General features: G+C 70.7%; 16 protein-coding genes. 9 read left to right on the top strand and 7 right to left on the bottom strand.

Annotated elements, in window-relative coordinates; genetic code table 11:
• The first annotated feature begins 22 nt into the window (after positions 1–22).
• Complete coding sequence (locus tag ABD785_RS06630) at positions 23–2,395, top strand: transglycosylase domain-containing protein (RefSeq protein WP_344823295.1); 2,373 nt, start codon at positions 23–25, stop codon at positions 2,393–2,395.
• Between the two features lie 8 nt (positions 2,396–2,403).
• On the opposite strand, the gene ABD785_RS06625 is transcribed toward ABD785_RS06630, so the two are convergent.
• The 5 genes from ABD785_RS06625 to ABD785_RS06605 all read right to left on the bottom strand — a co-directional run bounded on the left by ABD785_RS06625 (position 2,404) and on the right by ABD785_RS06605 (position 6,930).
• The gene (locus ABD785_RS06625) at positions 2,404–3,597 is read right to left on the bottom strand and encodes an amidohydrolase (RefSeq protein WP_344823292.1); all 1,194 of its coding nucleotides are present in this window, start codon (positions 3,595–3,597) and stop codon (positions 2,404–2,406) included.
• 64 nt (positions 3,598–3,661) lie between these two features.
• Positions 3,662–4,069 carry an Rrf2 family transcriptional regulator gene (locus ABD785_RS06620; RefSeq protein ID WP_344823289.1) on the bottom strand — a complete coding sequence of 136 codons (408 nt, stop codon included), beginning with the start codon at positions 4,067–4,069 and terminating at the stop codon, positions 3,662–3,664.
• Positions 4,070–4,176: 107 nt separating this feature from the next.
• Positions 4,177–5,082 carry an ABC transporter permease gene (locus ABD785_RS06615; RefSeq protein ID WP_344823286.1) on the bottom strand — a complete coding sequence of 302 codons (906 nt, stop codon included), beginning with the start codon at positions 5,080–5,082 and terminating at the stop codon, positions 4,177–4,179.
• Positions 5,072–5,869: an ABC transporter ATP-binding protein gene (locus tag ABD785_RS06610; RefSeq protein ID WP_344823283.1), complete on the bottom strand. Its 798-nt coding sequence runs from the start codon at positions 5,867–5,869 to the stop codon at positions 5,072–5,074. Before ABD785_RS06610 ends, ABD785_RS06615 begins: the two co-directional genes overlap by 11 nt.
• Positions 5,866–6,930, bottom strand: coding sequence for an ABC transporter substrate-binding protein (locus tag ABD785_RS06605; protein ID WP_344823280.1), 1,065 nt, complete (start codon positions 6,928–6,930; stop codon positions 5,866–5,868). Before ABD785_RS06605 ends, ABD785_RS06610 begins: the two co-directional genes overlap by 4 nt.
• A 200-nt stretch (positions 6,931–7,130) precedes the next feature.
• Here ABD785_RS06605 and eno point away from each other — a divergent pair, with 200 nt between their 5' ends.
• The 7 genes from eno to ABD785_RS06570 all read left to right on the top strand — a co-directional run bounded on the left by eno (position 7,131) and on the right by ABD785_RS06570 (position 13,313).
• Positions 7,131–8,414: a phosphopyruvate hydratase gene (gene eno, locus ABD785_RS06600; protein WP_344823277.1), complete on the top strand. Its 1,284-nt coding sequence runs from the start codon at positions 7,131–7,133 to the stop codon at positions 8,412–8,414.
• Positions 8,411–8,830, top strand: coding sequence for an FtsB family cell division protein (locus tag ABD785_RS06595; protein ID WP_344823274.1), 420 nt, complete (start codon positions 8,411–8,413; stop codon positions 8,828–8,830). The genes eno and ABD785_RS06595 overlap by 4 nt, the downstream gene beginning before the upstream one ends.
• Positions 8,820–9,341, top strand: coding sequence for a DUF501 domain-containing protein (locus ABD785_RS06590; RefSeq protein WP_344823271.1), 522 nt, complete (start codon positions 8,820–8,822; stop codon positions 9,339–9,341). Before ABD785_RS06595 ends, ABD785_RS06590 begins: the two co-directional genes overlap by 11 nt.
• A gap of 45 nt (positions 9,342–9,386) precedes the next feature.
• Positions 9,387–10,307, top strand: coding sequence for a Ppx/GppA phosphatase family protein (locus ABD785_RS06585; RefSeq protein WP_344823268.1), 921 nt, complete (start codon positions 9,387–9,389; stop codon positions 10,305–10,307).
• Positions 10,308–10,420: 113 nt separating this feature from the next.
• Positions 10,421–11,140: a uracil-DNA glycosylase gene (locus ABD785_RS06580; protein WP_344823265.1), complete on the top strand. Its 720-nt coding sequence runs from the start codon at positions 10,421–10,423 to the stop codon at positions 11,138–11,140.
• A gap of 231 nt (positions 11,141–11,371) precedes the next feature.
• Positions 11,372–12,472, top strand: a complete 1,101-nt coding sequence (locus tag ABD785_RS06575; RefSeq protein ID WP_344823262.1) for a class I SAM-dependent methyltransferase — start codon at positions 11,372–11,374, stop codon at positions 12,470–12,472.
• Positions 12,473–12,536: 64 nt separating this feature from the next.
• A complete protein-coding gene (locus tag ABD785_RS06570) occupies positions 12,537–13,313 on the top strand; it encodes a Bax inhibitor-1/YccA family protein (RefSeq protein WP_344823259.1) in 777 nt (258 codons plus the stop codon).
• Here the strand turns inward: ABD785_RS06570 and ABD785_RS06565 are convergent.
• On the bottom strand, positions 13,310–14,287 hold the full coding sequence (locus ABD785_RS06565) for an ArsR/SmtB family transcription factor (RefSeq protein ID WP_344823256.1): 978 nt from the start codon (positions 14,285–14,287) through the stop codon (positions 13,310–13,312). The genes ABD785_RS06570 and ABD785_RS06565 overlap by 4 nt on opposite strands.
• A 96-nt stretch (positions 14,288–14,383) precedes the next feature.
• On the opposite strand from ABD785_RS06565, the gene ABD785_RS06560 reads away from it, so the two are divergent.
• Entirely contained in the window at positions 14,384–15,619 is a 1,236-nt protein-coding gene (locus ABD785_RS06560) for an MFS transporter (protein WP_344823254.1), read from the top strand.
• On the opposite strand, the gene ABD785_RS06555 is transcribed toward ABD785_RS06560, so the two are convergent.
• A complete protein-coding gene (locus tag ABD785_RS06555) occupies positions 15,554–15,775 on the bottom strand; it encodes a DUF4287 domain-containing protein (RefSeq protein WP_425547740.1) in 222 nt (73 codons plus the stop codon). The genes ABD785_RS06560 and ABD785_RS06555 overlap by 66 nt on opposite strands.
• Between the last annotated feature and the right edge of the window lie 104 nt (positions 15,776–15,879).

Raw genomic sequence — 15,879 nt, 5'->3', positions numbered from 1 at the left:
TGTCCGGTCTATGGTTGCCCGCATGGATATGGCCGGGGGCACTGGTAGACCGGGCACGGTAAGACGTCTGCTGGGGTACAGCGGACTGGCCGGGTTGCTGGTGGGCCTGCTGGTGCTGCCGGTCGTCTGCACGGTCGGGGTCAGCGTCCGCGACTCCGCCGACTGGCTGCTGACCGAGCCCGTCGACCTCGGCGACCTGGGCACCCCCCAGCGCTCCCGCATCCTCGCCGCTGACAACTCGCTGATCGCGACCTTCTTCCGGCAGAACCGGGTCGACGTCAAGCTGAAGGACATCGGCAAGAACGTCCAGGACGCCGTTCTGGCCATCGAGGACGCCCGCTTCTACCAGCACGGGGCGATCGACGCCAAGGGCACCTTCCGGGCGCTGATGTCGAACCTCAACAACGGCGACGCCGAGCCGGCCCAGGGCGGATCGGGCATCACCCAGCAGTACGTCAAGAACCTGCTGCTCGTGAACGCCGACTCCGAGCAGGAGCGCACCGAGGCCATCGAGACCACGAAGGGCCGCAAGATCCGCGAGCTGCGCTACGCGATCGCCGTCGAACGCACCCTGACCAAGCCGGAGATCCTCGAGAAGTACCTGAACGTCACCTACTACGGCGACGGCGCCTACGGCATCGAGGCCGCCGCCCAGCGCTACTTCTCGGTCTCGGCGGACAAGCTCACGCTCAACCAGGCCGCGACCCTGGCCGGGGTGCTGAAGAACGGCAACCTCTACAACCCGCGCCGCAACGGCGAGGGCGCGCTCAAGCGCCGCAACCTCGTCTTCGACCGGATGGCCGAGCTCGGCTGGATCACCCCGCAGGTCGCGGAGGCGGAGAAGAAGAAGACGCTGCGCCTCAAGCTCAAGGAGACGCCGAACGGCTGCACCAACTCCAAGGCGGCGTTCTTCTGCGACTACGTCCAGCGCGAGATCCTCACCAACCCGATCTTCGGCAAGACGCCCAAGGAACGCGAGCGCGTCCTGTGGCTGGGCGGCCTGACGATCAGGACGACGCTCGACTGGAAGGTCCAGAAGGCCGCGGCCAAGGCCCTGCGCAAGCACGTCCCGGAGATCAACCGGGACAAGAAGGCCGCCGCCGAGGTCCTGGTGCGCCCCGGCACCGGCGAGGTGCTCGGCATGGACGTCGACCGCGCCCTCGGCGACAACGGCGAGCCGGGCAAGACCTGGATCAACTTCGCGGCCGACCAGGACCACGGCACCAGCATCGGCATGCCGGCGGGCTCGACCTTCAAGGCCTTCACCCTGGCCGCCGCGTTCGAGGAGGGCATGCCGATCGGCGAGCGCATCACGGCGCCGAGCGGCTACACCCCCACCGGCTTCCGCGACTGCAAGGGCCGCGACGCCAGCGACTACAAGGCCGTCCTGCGCAACTCGGCCGAGAGCGAGGGAGGCCGGAGCTTCAGCCTGCTCACCGGCTCCTGGCACTCGGTCAACACCTTCTTCCTGAAGCTGGAGAAGCGCGTCGGCCTGTGCGACACGATCAAGATGGCGAAGAAGCTGGGGATCCGGCGCGCCGACGGCAGGCCGCTGACGGAGAACCCCTCCTTCACCCTCGGCTCCAACGACGTCTCCCCGCTGCGGGTGGCCGCCGCCTACGCCGCCTTCGGCGCCCGCGGCAAGTACTGCGAGCCGATCGTGCTGAAGAGGATCACCCGTACGGACGGCAAGAACATCCCGGTCCCGTCCGCCAAGTGCGAGCAGGTCATGGACAAGGGCGCGGCCGACGCCGTCTCCCACGTCCTGAGGGGCGTGCTGACCAAGGGCACCGGGCAGGGGCTCGGCATCGGCAGGCCCGCCGCGGGCAAGACCGGCACCGTCGACGACTACGCGGCGGCCTGGTTCGCCGGGTACACCCCCGACCTGGCGGCGGCCGTCTGGGTGGGGGACCCGCGCGGCGGCTTCCGGCACAAGATGCGCAACGTCTGCCTGCCGACCTTCTGCGGCGGGACGGTCTACGGCGCGTCCATCCCGGGCCCGATCTGGCAGGACACGATGGAGGCCGCCCTGCGCGGCACCCCGGAGAGCTACTTCCGCCGCCCGCCGTCGGAGTTCTTCAGCAAGGGCTCGGGCGAGGACAGCGTCAAGATGCCCGACCTGCGGGGCATGAAGGTCGACGAGGCCATCCGCAGGCTGTCGGCCCTGCGCATCGAGTTCCGCGTCAACCCGGTCCGGGTCTTCGACGACGAGTACAAGGACGGGGAGGTCGCCGACACCGACCCCCGTCCGGGCGAGTCCATCGACCCGGGCGACACCGACCTGCTGGTCACCCTCACCGTCTCCAAGGGCAGGGACCCCGCCCACGGAGACGACCACGGCCAGCCCCCGCCCCCCGGCGACACCCCCTTCGAGACGCGCCGCCCCAGAGCCTGAAGCACGGCCTAAGCCAGCCAGGCCCTGGCGGCCGCCACCAGGGCGGTCACGCCCGTCCTGATGGTCGGTGCCGGGACGGGGGCGAAGTGCGGGGAGTGGTTGGTGACGGTCAGGTCCTCGGTCCCGCCGAAGATCCAATAGCACAGGGGAGCGCCCGAGGCGGTCGCGAACAGGCCGACGTCCTCGCTGCCGGTGACCGGGCCCGGGTCGATGACCTTGCCGGGGCCCAGCGCCTCGCTGAGGGCCGCGGCGGTGCGGGCCGAGGCCTCGTGATCGTTCACCGTGGCGGGGAAGCTGTGGAGCGTCTCGTAGTCCGGCGGGGCCGGTGCCGCCGAGGCCGCCGCCTCGGCCCCGATGATCCGGTGGATGGCGTCGAGGGCGTGCCCGCGGGTCTCCTCGGTGTAGGAGCGGACGTTCATCATCAGCTCGGCCCGGTCGGGGATGATGTTGTCCTTGGTCCCGGCGCGCAGCGCGCCGACCGTGACCACGGCCGTCTCGGTGGCGGGCAGCTCCCGGGAGACGATCGTCTGCAGGCGCATGACGGCCGAGGCCGCCATCACGATGGGGTCGATGGTGCCCTCGGGCCGTGAACCGTGGCCGCCGCGGCCGTGCAGGGTGACGCGCAGGGAGTCCGAGGCGGCGAAGGCGGGGCCGGGATGCAGGCCCGCCATGCCGGGCGGCAGCGGACCGACATGCTGGCCCAGGATGACCGACGGCGTCCCGAAGCGGGTGAACAGACCGTCGTCGATCATGGCCTGGGCGCCGGCGCCGAGCTCCTCGGCGGGCTGGAAGACGGCCAGGAGCGTGCCCGACCAGGACGCGCGGGCCGCCGCCAGGACGTCCAGGGCGCCGAGCAGGCAGGTGACGTGCATGTCGTGGCCGCAGGCGTGCATGACAGGGACGGTGGCGCCGTCCGGGTCGGTGCCGGTGGCGGTGCTGGCGTAGGGGAGCCCGGTCTTCTCCTCGACGGGCAGGGCGTCGAAGTCGGCGCGGAGCATGACCAGCGGGCCCTCGCCGTTGCGCAGGACCCCGACGACGCCCGTGCGGCCCACCCCGGTGGTGACCTCCAGGCCGAGCGAGGTCAGGCGCCCGGCGACGATCCCGGCCGTCCTGTGCTCGGCGAAGGAGAGCTCGGGATGGGCGTGCAGGTCCTCGTACAGCGCGCCCAGATCCGCGCTGATCTCCGCGAAGCGCTCCAGCATCCGGTGTTCCCCCTCGATCGTGGTCGGAGGGGGTCACCGGGCCCCTACCCGTGCGGGCGGGAGGTCATGCCGGAAGCCTGCCGTCGCGGAGATCGGCGAGGGTGACGGTGTCGATGACGCCGAGCAGGGCGGTGTCGGCGGCCTTCCAGAGCTGGTGGAGGGAGCGGACGACCTCGCCGGCGTCGTCGGGCAGGTCGTGGTCGCGGCCGGTCGTGGGATCGCCGTCGAGGGCCCGGATGATCTCTCCCACGGAGATGGACTCGGCGGCACGGGTCAGGCGGTAGCCGGGCATGGGCAGCCGCTGGTTGTGGACGAGCCGGGCCCTGCGCAGCTCGCCCAGGATGGACTGGAGGAAGGTCAGCGGGAGGTCGTGCCGGTCGGCCAGGGCCTGTGCGGTGAGGGCGGAGGGTTCGGCGACGGCCAGCGCGAGGAGGGCGCGCAGTGCGTAGTCGACGCGGGCGGTGACGTTCACAGTCTCCCCGAGTAATTCGACTGTTTTAGTAGGTTATAGGCGCGGAAGACGCCGCATGGGGGAGCGCCCATGCGGCTTCCGCGTCCAGATGCCGGTGGTGCCGGCTTCTAGTTGCTGGCGCCGTCCAGACCCCAGCGGGATCTGATGGAGCGGTCGACCAGGCCGAAGAGCTGGTCCACCGCGATGCCGATGATGAGGATGACGATCATGATCGAGATCATCCCGGACGTGTCGCTGACCTCACGGGTGAAGTGCAGCAGGGTGCCGACGGACTGCTTGCCGATGATGACCAGGAGCTCACCGGCCATCAGGCTGCGCCAGGCGAACGCCCAGCCCTGCTTGAGCCCGGCGACGAACGACGGCAGCGACGCGGGGATGACGAGGTGGCGGTAGCGGGCGATGCCCTTCAGCCCCATCACCTTCCCGGCGCGCAGCAGGATCGGCGGGGTGTAGTCGACCCCGGCGATCAGCCCGTTCGCGATCGACGGGGCGGCGCCCAGCACGACGACGAACAGGATGGCGCTCTCGCTGAGCTTGAACAGCAGGATGGCGAGGGGGAACCAGGCGATCGACGGCATCGTCTGCAGGCCGGTGATCAGCGAGCCGAAGGCGCGGCGCAGGATCCACGACTGCGACACGAGCGCGCCGACCACGCCGCCGATCAGCACCGCGAGCGCGAAGCCGATGATCGCCCGCTTCATGGTCAGCCCCATGGCCTCCCAGAACGTGGCCGTGGTGACGGTCTCCCAGAACTTCGGCAGCACCTCGCGCGGGCCGGGCAGGACCCACGGCTCGCGCCAGCCGCTGACGACGACCAGTTCCCACGCGACGAGCGCGATGGTGACGGCGGTGAGGATCGGCCAGAGCGCCGACCAGATCCGCACCAGCGGCTTCTTCTTCGTCCCGACGGTCAGTTCGAGGGCGTCGAGCCCGGCGAGCTGACGGTTGATCTTCGGCGAGGCGTTCTCCGCCTGCGCCCTGATCGCGGTGGGTGCGTCGTGGTCAAGAGCCATGGCGGCTCACCTCCTCCTTGAGGCGGTCGGTGATGCGGGCGGCGAGCGTGGCGACGTCGGGAGAGTCGATCCGGCGGGGCCGGTCCATCTCCACGGGGAACTCCTCGATGACCCGGCCGGGCCTGCTCGACAGCAGGACCACCCGGTCGCCGAGGCGGACGGCCTCGCGGACGTTGTGCGTCACGAACAGGACCGTCAGGTTCCGCTCGCGCCAGATCCGCTCCAGCTCGTCGTGGAGCAGGTCGCGGGTCATGGCGTCGAGCGCGCCGAACGGCTCGTCCATCAGCAGGACCGTCGAGCGGTCGTCGGTCGACTCGGTCAGGGCGAGCGCGCGGGCCAGCGCGACGCGCTGCCGCATGCCGCCCGAGAGCTGGTGCGGGCGCTTCTTCTCGAACCCGGCCAGGTGGACCGAGGCGAGCAGCTCCGTGGCGCGCGGCTTGCGCTCGCGGCGCGGCACCCCGCGCTGGCCCAGGGCCAGCTCCAGGTTGCCCGTGACGGTCAGCCACGGGAACAGGGCGGGCTCCTGGAACATCAGGGCGACCCGGGAGCCGCCGGTGTCGATCGTGCCGGCGGACACCTTGTCCAGATCGGCGACGAGGTTGAGCAGGGTGGACTTGCCGCACCCGGACGCGCCGAGCAGGCAGACGAACTCGCCGGGACGCACGTCGAGGGAGACGTCGTCGAGCGCGAGCAGCGCAGTGGAACCGGTACCGAACGCTTTGGAGACGCCCGAAAGCCGGACCGCCTGAGCGGTCCGGCTGACGGGGGCCTCAGGGGCCTTTGTCATGAAGTCTTGACCTCCGGCTTTCCAGCCGCCTTCAGGATCTCGTTGAGGTTGGTCAGGTCGTAGATGCCGTTCAGGTCGACCGGCTCCAGCAGGCCGATCTCCTCGGCGTGCTTGGCACCGAGGGTCAGCGACGCGGGGATCGGGTCGTTGGTGAACTCGATCTCCTTGAACGCGGCGTCGAGGACCTCGGGCTTGAGCGGCTTCGTGGTGAGCTTCTCGATGTAGGCGTTGGCCAGCGTCTTGGCCTCGGCCTGGTTGGTGTTGATGAAGTCGTTGGAGGCGACGAGGCCCTCGACGAGCTTCTTCACGATGTCCGGGTGGTCCTTGGCGTAGTCCGTGCGGACGATCAGGTGCGTGATGACGAACTTCTTGTCCGGCCAGAGGTCCTTCTCGTCGATGAGCTTCTTGCCGCCGCTCTCGAGGATCAGGCGGGAGGCGAAGGGCTCCGGCACCCAGGCGCCGTCGATGTCACCGGACTTGAAGGTGTCGATCGTCTGGGAGTTCTCCTGCGGCACGACCTTGACGTCGCCGGTGCCGTCCTTCTCGGCCTTCAGGCCCTTGCCCTTGAGGTAGTAGCGGAGCGCCACGTCCTGGGTGTTGCCCAGCTGCGGGGTGGCGATCTTCTTGCCCTTGAGGTCGTCGACGCTCTTGATCTTGTCGGGGTTCACGACGAGGGCGACGCCGCCCGAGGCCGCACCACCGATGATCTTGATGGCCTGGCCCTTGGACTTGGCCCAGGCGTTGATGGCCGGGTTCGGGCCGACGAACGTCGCGTCGACGCCCTTGGCGAAGAGCGACTCGATCGCGGCGGGGCCGGCGTTGAAGCTGAGCGGCTCGATCTTGACGTTGGTGCCGAGCTTCTCCGCGAAGATGCCCTTCTGCAGACCGACGAGCGCGGTCGCGTGGGTGATGTTGGGGAAGAACCCCAGCTTCAGGGTGGTCGAACCGCCGCCACCGCCGGACCCCTTGTCGGAGGAGTCGTCGCCGCAGGCGGCCAGCGCCGGCAGTCCGATGACCAGTGCGGCGGCGGCCGCGAGGGCCTTTCTCCTGCTGAGCAACATCGTTCCCTCTCACGGAAGAACCATCGGCGATAATTTCGACCGATTTGATGTGAAAAGTAGAGCAAGGATCTCCCCACTGAGTCAACTTGATTGGTAGGAAAAGTGGCTACGGTTCCGTAACGGCGCGCCGGGCGGGGGGTCTACCTGGGCTTCGGTAGGCTTTCCAGGTAACCCCCGTGAGCTGTTTAAGGAGCGCGCCAGTGTCGTCCATCGAGGCCGTACACGCCCGGGAGATCCTCGACTCCCGTGGCAACCCGACCGTCGAGGTCGAGATCCTGCTCGAAGACGGCAGCGAAGGACGTGCCGCCGTCCCCTCCGGGGCGTCCACCGGCCAGTTCGAGGCGGTCGAGCTGCGCGACGGCGAGTCCCGCTACGGCGGCAAGGGCGTTCTGAAGGCCGTCGAGGCCGTCAAGACCGTGATCGGCAAGGAGATCGTCGGCTACGACGCCACCGACCAGCGCATCATCGACCAGAAGATGATCGACCTGGACGGCACTCCCAACAAGGCCGAGCTGGGCGCGAACGCCATCCTGGGCGTCAGCCTCGCGGTCGCGCACGCCGCCGCCAAGTCGGCCGAGCTGCCGCTCTACCAGTACGTCGGCGGCCCGAACGCCCATGTGCTGCCCGTCCCGATGATGAACATCCTGAACGGCGGGGCGCACGCCGACTCCAACGTCGACGTCCAGGAGTTCATGATCGCGCCGATCGGCGCGGCGAGCTTCACCGAGGCCGTCCGCACGGGCGCCGAGGTCTACCACGCGCTGAAGTCCGTCCTGAAGAGCAAGGGCCTGAACACCGCGCTGGGCGACGAGGGCGGCTTCGCCCCCAACCTGCCCTCCAACCGCGACGCCCTCGACCTGATCCTCGTCGCGATCGAGAAGGCCGGCTTCGTGCCCGGCCGTGACGTGGCCCTCGCGCTCGACGTCGCCGCGACCGAGTTCCACAGCGACGGCGCCTACACCTTCGAGGGCGCCAAGAAGACGGCCGACGAGATGGCCGCCTACTACGCCGCCCTCGTCGCCGACTACCCGCTCGTCTCCATCGAGGACCCCCTCGACGAGGACGACTGGAGCGGCTGGAAGGCCCTCACCGACGCCATCGGCGCCAAGGTCCAGCTCGTCGGCGACGACCTGTTCGTCACCAACCCCGAGCGCCTGGCCCGCGGCGTCCAGACCGGCACGGCCAACGCCCTCCTGGTGAAGGTCAACCAGATCGGCTCGCTCACCGAGACGCTCGACGCCGTCACCCTCGCCCAGACCAACGGCTTCAAGTGCATGATGAGCCACCGCTCCGGCGAGACCGAGGACGTCACGATCGCCGACCTCGCCGTCGCCACCAACTGCGGCCAGATCAAGACCGGCGCCCCCGCCCGCTCCGACCGGGTCGCCAAGTACAACCAGCTCCTGCGCATCGAGGAGATCCTCGACGACGGGGCGCGCTACGCCGGGGCCTCCGCCTTCCCGCGCTTCAGCTGGAACGGATGACCTCGCCCGAGCAGGCAGGAGACGCCCCCCGCGCCGACGGCGCGGGGGGCCGCTCCCATCTGACGACCCGCGCGGCGATCCTCGCGGTCGTCATGTGCGCGATCGCGCTGAGCCTCGCCTACCCGATCAGGGAGTACGTGGCCCAGCGCAACGAGATCCGCGCGCTGCAGAAGAAGGAAGCGATCGCCCGCAAGGACGTCCAGGCGCTGACCGAGGAGAAGGCCAGGCTCGGCGACCCCGCCTACGTGAAGCGGCAGGCCAAGGAACGGCTGCACTTCTGCGACGTCGGCGAGCACTGCTACATCGTCCTGGGCGACCCGGCGGCCGTCCCCGGGCAGGCGGCGGCCGCCAAGCCCAAGTCGCCGCCCTGGTACCAGACCCTGTGGAAGTCGGTGGAGGCCGCGGATGCCCGGTGAGAAGGCGACAGAGGCCGATCTGAAGGCCGTCGAGGCCCAGCTCGGCCGGGAGCCGCGCAGCGTGCGCGGCATCGCCCACAGGTGCCCGTGTGGTTTGCCGGATGTGGTCGAGACGTCCCCGTACCTACCGGACGGTTCTCCCTTCCCGACGCTCTACTACCTGACCTGCCCCAAGGCCTCCTCGGCGATCGGCACGCTCGAGGAGCGCGGCCGGATGCGCGAGATGCAGGCGCGGCTGGCCACGGATCCCGAGCTCGCGGCCCGGTACGAGGCCGCGCACCAGGACTACCGGGACCGGCGCGACAAGGCGGCCCTCGAGGACGGCATGAAGCCGCTGCCCGAGGGAATGCAGACCGCCGGAGGCATGCCCGAGCGCGTCAAATGCCTGCACGCGCTCGTCGGACACGAACTCGCCGCGCCCGGCACGAATCCCTTCGGCAGGGAAGCTCTGGACGAACTCCCCGAATGGTGGCGCTCCGGATGCTGTGTCGATGTCATCATGGGTGACTGACTCGCGGTGGTGAATGGGCGCACCACCGCGGAACCGGAGGGGATTATGGCGCGGGTTGCCGCGATCGACTGCGGGACGAACTCCGTTCGCCTGCTGGTCGCCGACATCGTCGACGGACAGCTGACGGACGTCGAACGCGAGATGCGGATCGTCCGGCTGGGTCAAGGAGTGGACGAGACGGGGGAGCTGGCCCCCGAGGCGCTGGAGCGCACCTTCAAGGAGATGCGCGCCTACGCCGAGCTGATCGAGCGGCACGGCGCCGAGAGCGTCCGGGTCTGCGCGACCTCGGCGACCCGCGACGCCAGGAACCGCGCCGACTTCGTGGCCGGCGTCAACGACATCTTCGGGGTGAAACCCGAGGTCGTGTCCGGCGAGGAGGAGGCGCAGCTCTCCTTCACCGGCGCCACCCGCGACCTGGTCGCACTGCGGCCGCCGAGGCCCTACCTCGTGGTCGACATCGGCGGCGGCTCCACCGAGTTCGTCGTCGGCGCGAGCCGGGTCGACGCGGCCCGGTCGATGGACATCGGCTGCGTCCGCATGACCGAACGCCACTTCAAGGGCGCCAACCCGCCCTCGCCCGAGCAGATCTCCAACGCGGTCGCCGACATCGACGCCGCCCTCCGCGAGGTCAAGGAGACCGTCCCGGTCGCCGAGTCCAGGACCCTGGTCGGGCTCGCGGGTTCCGTGACGACCGTCGCGGCGATCAGCCTCGGCCTGGAGCAGTACGAACCCGACCGGATCCACCTGTCGCGGATCACCGCGGCCCAGGTCCACGAGATCACCACGAAGCTGCTGCACATGACGCACGAGGAGCGGGCCGCCATGGGCGTCATGCACCCCGGGCGGGTCGACGTCATCGGGGCGGGCGCCCTGATCCTCGACCGGATCATGCGCGAGTACCGCTTCGGCGCCGTCGTCGTCTCCGAGCACGACATCCTCGACGGCATCGCCTGGAGCCAGGTCTGAGCGGATCGGCACTGGGCGAATCGGCACCGGGCGAATCGGTACCGGGGGCCCGGGCTCCCTTCGTCCCGCCGGGCACGGGCTGGCCGGACGATCCGGCCGTCGCCTCCACTCCGGTGGCCCGCACCCCGGCCGAGGTCGTGGAGCTGGCCTCCTCGGCGGGGACGCTCGGCGAGCTGTGCGCGCGTCAGTCGGTCTGCCGCGCCTGCGACCGGCTGGTGGCCTGGCGCGAGAAGGTGGCCGTCGAGCGGCGGAAGGCGTTCGAGGACGAGCAGTACTGGGGCCGTCCGATCCCGGGCTGGGGCGACCCCGACCCGAAACTGCTGATCGTGGGGCTCGCCCCCGCCGCCAACGGCGGCAACAGGACCGGGCGGATCTTCACCGGCGACCCCTCGGCCGACTGGCTGTTCGCCTCGCTGCACCGGGTCGGGCTCGCCGCGAGACCCGACAGCGTCCGGGCCGGGGACGGGCAGCGGCTGCTCGGCGCGCGGATGCTCCCGGCCGTGCGGTGCGCTCCGCCGGACAACAAGCCGACCCCCGCCGAGCGGGACGCCTGCCGGCCGTGGCTCTCCCGTGAGCTGTCGTTCGTGCGGCCCAGGGTCATCGTCGTGCTGGGCGCCTTCGGCTGGCAGGCGCTGTGGCCCGCCTTCACCGCACTCGGAGTCGAGGTCCCGCGCCCCCGGCCGAAGTTCGGCCACGGCGCCGAGGCGACGGTGGGCGGGATGCTGCTGATGGGGTGCTTCCACCCGAGCCCGCACAACACCTACACCGGACGCGTCACGGCCGCGATGTACGACGAGCTGTTCACGCGGGCCAAGGCCGCCGCGGGCCTGTGACGGACCCGGGAGCGGGGAGCAGGGCCGGGCTCAGCGGGCGGGTTCGAGGAGAACCTCTTCGCTGAACGCCCCCGTCTGGCCCTGTCCCCTTCCCCGGTCTCCGGCCCCCGCCGGAGGTGACCCCATCTTCGTTACGCAATGTGGGATGCGTAACGGTTGGGGTTGGTTCGCAGGTTCGCCGAAGAATTTCGGGCACTGTCCGTGTCCGGCCGCCGCCTTAGGATCAGGGGCATGTCAGACGCTGGTGTCGCCGCACGTCTCGGACCGTTGCTGCACCGGATCCTCGGCCCGGACCTGCCCGTGCGGGTCCGCGCCTGGGACGGCAGCGAAGCAGGCCCCGAAGGAGCCCCGATCTTCGTGATCAGGGACCGCAGGGCGCTGCGGAGGCTGCTGTGGAAGCCCGGCGAGGTCGGCCTCGTCCGCTCCTATGTGGCCGGTGAGCTGGACATCGAGGGCGACGTGGTCGGTGCGCTCGCGGCGCTCCAGCGCGTCCTGCGGCACGGGGACGAGCCGATCGTGCTGACGAGCGAGGACAAGCGGGAGATCGTCAGGACGGCCGTCACGCTCGGTGCGGTCGGCCCCGAGCCGAAGGCGCCGCCGGAGGAGCGCGGCCAGGGGCCCGGACTGCTCGGGGAGACCCCCGTCGGGTTCTACGAGCGGATGCTCGGGCCGTCCCGCTCGTTCGGGTGCGGGCTGTGGGACGGGGCGGTCAACCTGGAGGAGGCGCAGGCCGCCGACCACGCCGACCTCGTCGCGCGGCTGGGGCTCAAGCCCGGCGCGCAGGTGCTGGACCTCAGCGCCGGATGGGGCGTGCTCGCCGCCCTGCTGGCCGCGGAGGGGGCGCAGGTGACGGGCGTCACGGCCTTCACCGGGAGTGTCGCGGCGGGCGTCACCCCGGTGCCCGAGCCGGGCGGCGGACCCTACGACCTGATCGTCGCTCCGGCGGGCACCGAGCCCGTCCCGAGGCTGGCGGCGCGGCTGGCCGTCCTGCTCAAGCCCGGCGGACGGCTGCTGGCCCGCCAGCTCGTCCACCGGCAGGGAGCGGTCCGCCGGCCGTTCACGAGCGACTACGTCTTCCCCCACGAGGAACTGGCGACCCTGGGCTCCCTGACCGAGACCCTCGACGCCGCCGGGCTCGAAGTGCGCAAGATCACCGCCCGCCGCGAGGACTACGCCCGTACCCTGCGCGCCTGGGCCGCCAACCTCCAGCGCACCTGGACCCCCGATGACCAGGGGCTTTCCCGTGTCTGGCTGCTCCATCTCGCCACGACGGCGCTGGCGTGCGAGCTCGGCAGAATCGGCCTTTACGAGACAGAAGCGATCTTGCGCTGATACGGAACGATCGCGAGGGGTAGAACGTCTATCCTTGCGGCACGTACTACTGCTGGAGGCAGTGATGGAGAGCAGGAACCCCGTGTTCCGCAGCATCGGACAGGACGCGCAGCGGGGTCAGGCACCTTCCCCGCAGCAGCTCCACGACATGTACAACGCCCCGGCGTACGCCCCGCCGGCCGGCCGGACCATGACCCTCGACGACGTCGTCGTCAAGGGCCTCATGACCCTCGGCCTGCTGACCGTGACGGGCACCGTCGCCTGGGTCCTCGACCTCTCGGTCGGGATCGGTTTCGTCGCGGCGATCATCGGCCTGGTCATCGGCCTCTACCTGAGCTTCTCGGGCAAGGCCAGCGCCCCGCTGACCCTCGCCTACGCGGCGTTCTACGGGGTGGCGGTCGGCACGATCAGCCACGCCTACAACGACTTCTACAACGGCATCGTCTTCCAGGCGGTCATCGGCACGGCCCTGGCCTTCGCCGGGATGCTGGCGGTCTACTCGGCGCGGATCATCCGGGTGACGCCGAAGTTCGTCCGCTTCGTGGTCGCCGCGGGCATCGCCCTCATGGGCCTGATGATCGTCAACCTGGTCGTCGGCCTGTTCAACGACACCGGCATCGGCATCCGGGAGAACGGCCCGATCGCGATCGCCTTCAGCGTCGTCGCGATCCTGGTCGGCTGCTTCTTCCTGCTGCTCGACTTCGACATGATCGAGCGCGGCGTCGCGGGCGGCCTGCCGGAGAAGTACAGCTGGGCCTGCGCCTTCGCGATCACCAGCACCCTGGTCTGGATCTACCTCGAGGTCCTGCGCCTCCTGGCGATCCTCAACTCCAGTGACTAAGTGAGAAGCGTGTCGGAGACCTCGGTCCTCGCGTAGAGGACCGAGCGCCCGGCGCGGTGGGCCGTGACGAAGCCCGCGTCCCTCAGCGCCGTCAGGTGCTGGGAGACCGCGGCGGCCGACAGGCCGGTGCGGGCGGCGAGGTCGGTGGTGGAGGCGGGAGTCTCCAGCTCGGCCAGGAGCGCGGCCCTGGATCTGCCCAGAACGACGGAGAGCGCCTCGGAAGGGGCGCTCTTCGGCATTTCCCACAGGGTGCCCGACCCCCGGGCCGGATAGCAGAGCTGCGGCGCGTACGGCGGGACCGACCAGGTCATGACGCCCGGCCAGGCGAACACCGACGGCACCAGGACGAGACCGGCGCCGGTCTCCATCCGCGGATTGAGCCCGCACTGGCGCTTGACCAGCCGGAGGGTGTCCTCGTCCCAGCTGACGGCCGCGTGGAGGTCGTTGAGGACGGCGGCGGGACCGTGCTCGGCGGCCGTCCGGGCGCGGTGGAAGACGTCGGCCTCCAGGACCCGCCTGATCCGCGCCCAGTAGGGGGCGAGGGCCAGATCCCAGAACGCCCTCAGCTCGGCGGCCACCCGGTCCAGCCCCTCGGCCGGATCGTCCCGCAGGATCCGCACGGACGGCGGCAGCGGACGGTCGCGGGCGAGGAAGGCGAGCTGGAGGTCCAGTTCCTCTTCCGTGGTGGCCACGACGGCCGCCAGCTCCGACTCCAGGGTGGGGAAGGGCGACCCGGCCAGCGGGGTCAGGAAGTCGGCCAGGTAGCTGCCCGGGGGGATCAGCGCCGACAGCATCCCCCGGTCGAGGCCCGCGGCGGCCACCCGCGGACGGACCTGGTCGGCCCAGCGGCGGTGCGCCGGATTGACGGTCCCGGCGGCGAGGGTCCGGTAGGCGGTCGCGACCTCCCAGAGCGGTGAGACGGCGAAGCGCGTCTGGGCGAGATCGGCGGTGCTGAAGGCCAGCTCGGTTCTCATCGCGGCGCCGTCCTCATCAGGAACTCCCGGGGGTCGAGGATTCGGCCCCAGCTTAATCAATGGAGTCCGGGGGCGGTGGGGCGCAGGCTCTCGCGCATGACCTCCTTGCGCGCGCAGTTCGCCGGGCTGCCCCGGGTCCTCTGGATCCTGTTCACCGGCACGGTCGTGAACCGGATCGGCTTCATGGTGATCCCGTTCCTGGTCTTCTATCTCGCCGACGAGGGCGTGCCCGTGGGGCAGGTGCCGCTGGTCCTGGGCGCGCTGGGGGCGGGCAACCTGATCGGGCCGATCCTGGGCGGGTTCCTCGCCGACCGCACCGGGCGGCGCGCGACCATGCTCGCCGGGCTCGTGGGCGTCGCGCTGGCCCAGGGGGCGCTGTTCGCCGCGCCGAGCGTGCCGCTGCTCATGGTGGCGGGCCTGCTGCTGAGCGCGGCCGGGTCCGTGGTGTCGCCCGCGGCCTACGCGCTGATGGCCGACCATGTGGAGCCGGAGCGGCGGCGCGCGGGCTACGCGCTGTTCGGCTGGGGAGTGAACCTCGGGACGGCCGCCGCCGGGGTGCTCGGCGGCTTCCTCGCCGAGAACGGCTACTGGCTGCTGTTCGCGGTGGACGCCGGGACGGCCCTGGTCTACGCGGCGATCCTGCTCGCGGCGCTGCCGCCGGACCGGGCTCCCGAGCGGGCCCCCGGCGGCTCCGTCGGCTACGGGGTGGTCCTGCGCGACCGGGCCATGATGCTGTTCCTGCCGCTGCTCGGACTCCAGCTGTTCATCTACTCGCTCACCGAGAGCGTGCTGCCGATGGCGGTTCACGACGACGGGCTCCCGCCGTCCGTCTACGGGGCGATGGCCATGGTCAACGCCGTGGTCGTCGTGGTGTTCCAGCCCGTCGCGACCGGGGTGCTGGCCCGGTTCCCGCAGCTTCCGGTCTTCCTGGCCGCGAACCTGCTCATCGCGGCGGGGGTGGCGCTGACCGGGCTCGCCGACTCGGCCGGGGCCTACGCGCTGACCGTCCTGGTGTGGTCGGCGGGGGAGGCCGCGGTCGGGGGAATCGCGGCCTCCCTGGTCGCGAACCTCGCTCCCGCGCACGCGCGCGGCCGGTACCAGGGCGCCTTCCAGTGGACCTGGGGTCTCGCCAGGTTCGCGGCCCTGACCGTGGGAGCGACGGTCTATGCGCAAGTCAGCCCCTCCGCCGTGTGGTGGAGCAGTGCGATCGGCGGCGTCGCGGCCGCCGTGGGGGTTCTGGCGCTGATGCCCGTGCTGACGCGGAGGTCAGCCCCGGCAGCGGCGGCGGTGGAGCTCGTGCTCGTGAACGAGGGCGACGGCGTAACCGCGTGAGATCCCGGCGTCGTCGGCCAGCCAGCTGGCCCGCTCGTCCGTGCGGATGAGGGAGGGCCCGTTCTCGATGGTCCTGAACCACTCGGGGAGGTCACGTCCCGTGACCTGGGGGATTCTCGCGATCAGCTTGCTGTGCATCTCCGGTGAGTGGCTCATTGACATTGGCGCCTCCGGCTCGCGTGAGTACTTCCTGTGACTGTGCAACACCGCACGTCGCCTGGCAAGCCCCTGTCCGCCACCAAATTGTTACGGCCCCCCGG

It is taken from the genome of Actinocorallia longicatena (assembly GCF_039534125.1).
GTDB classification, from domain to species: domain Bacteria; phylum Actinomycetota; class Actinomycetes; order Streptosporangiales; family Streptosporangiaceae; genus Actinocorallia; species Actinocorallia longicatena.
This window is presented reverse-complemented; position numbering and strand designations above follow the sequence as displayed.

What these genes read in the sequence shown, in the direction of transcription:
- ABD785_RS06630 (WP_344823295.1), top strand. Translation starts at nt 23, where the DNA reads ATGGATATGGCCGGGGGCACTGGTAGACCGGGCACGGTAAGACGTCTG.
- ABD785_RS06625 (WP_344823292.1), bottom strand. Translation starts at nt 3,597, where the DNA reads ATGCTGGAGCGCTTCGCGGAGATCAGCGCGGATCTGGGCGCGCTGTAC.
- ABD785_RS06615 (WP_344823286.1), bottom strand. Translation starts at nt 5,082, where the DNA reads ATGGCTCTTGACCACGACGCACCCACCGCGATCAGGGCGCAGGCGGAG.
- ABD785_RS06610 (WP_344823283.1), bottom strand. Translation starts at nt 5,869, where the DNA reads ATGACAAAGGCCCCTGAGGCCCCCGTCAGCCGGACCGCTCAGGCGGTC.
- ABD785_RS06605 (WP_344823280.1), bottom strand. Translation starts at nt 6,930, where the DNA reads ATGTTGCTCAGCAGGAGAAAGGCCCTCGCGGCCGCCGCCGCACTGGTC.
- ABD785_RS06595 (WP_344823274.1), top strand. Translation starts at nt 8,411, where the DNA reads ATGACCTCGCCCGAGCAGGCAGGAGACGCCCCCCGCGCCGACGGCGCG.
- ABD785_RS06590 (WP_344823271.1), top strand. Translation starts at nt 8,820, where the DNA reads ATGCCCGGTGAGAAGGCGACAGAGGCCGATCTGAAGGCCGTCGAGGCC.
- ABD785_RS06585 (WP_344823268.1), top strand. Translation starts at nt 9,387, where the DNA reads ATGGCGCGGGTTGCCGCGATCGACTGCGGGACGAACTCCGTTCGCCTG.
- ABD785_RS06575 (WP_344823262.1), top strand. Translation starts at nt 11,372, where the DNA reads ATGTCAGACGCTGGTGTCGCCGCACGTCTCGGACCGTTGCTGCACCGG.
- ABD785_RS06570 (WP_344823259.1), top strand. Translation starts at nt 12,537, where the DNA reads ATGGAGAGCAGGAACCCCGTGTTCCGCAGCATCGGACAGGACGCGCAG.
- ABD785_RS06565 (WP_344823256.1), bottom strand. Translation starts at nt 14,287, where the DNA reads ATGAGAACCGAGCTGGCCTTCAGCACCGCCGATCTCGCCCAGACGCGC.
- ABD785_RS06560 (WP_344823254.1), top strand. Translation starts at nt 14,384, where the DNA reads ATGACCTCCTTGCGCGCGCAGTTCGCCGGGCTGCCCCGGGTCCTCTGG.
- ABD785_RS06555 (WP_425547740.1), bottom strand. Translation starts at nt 15,775, where the DNA reads ATGAGCCACTCACCGGAGATGCACAGCAAGCTGATCGCGAGAATCCCC.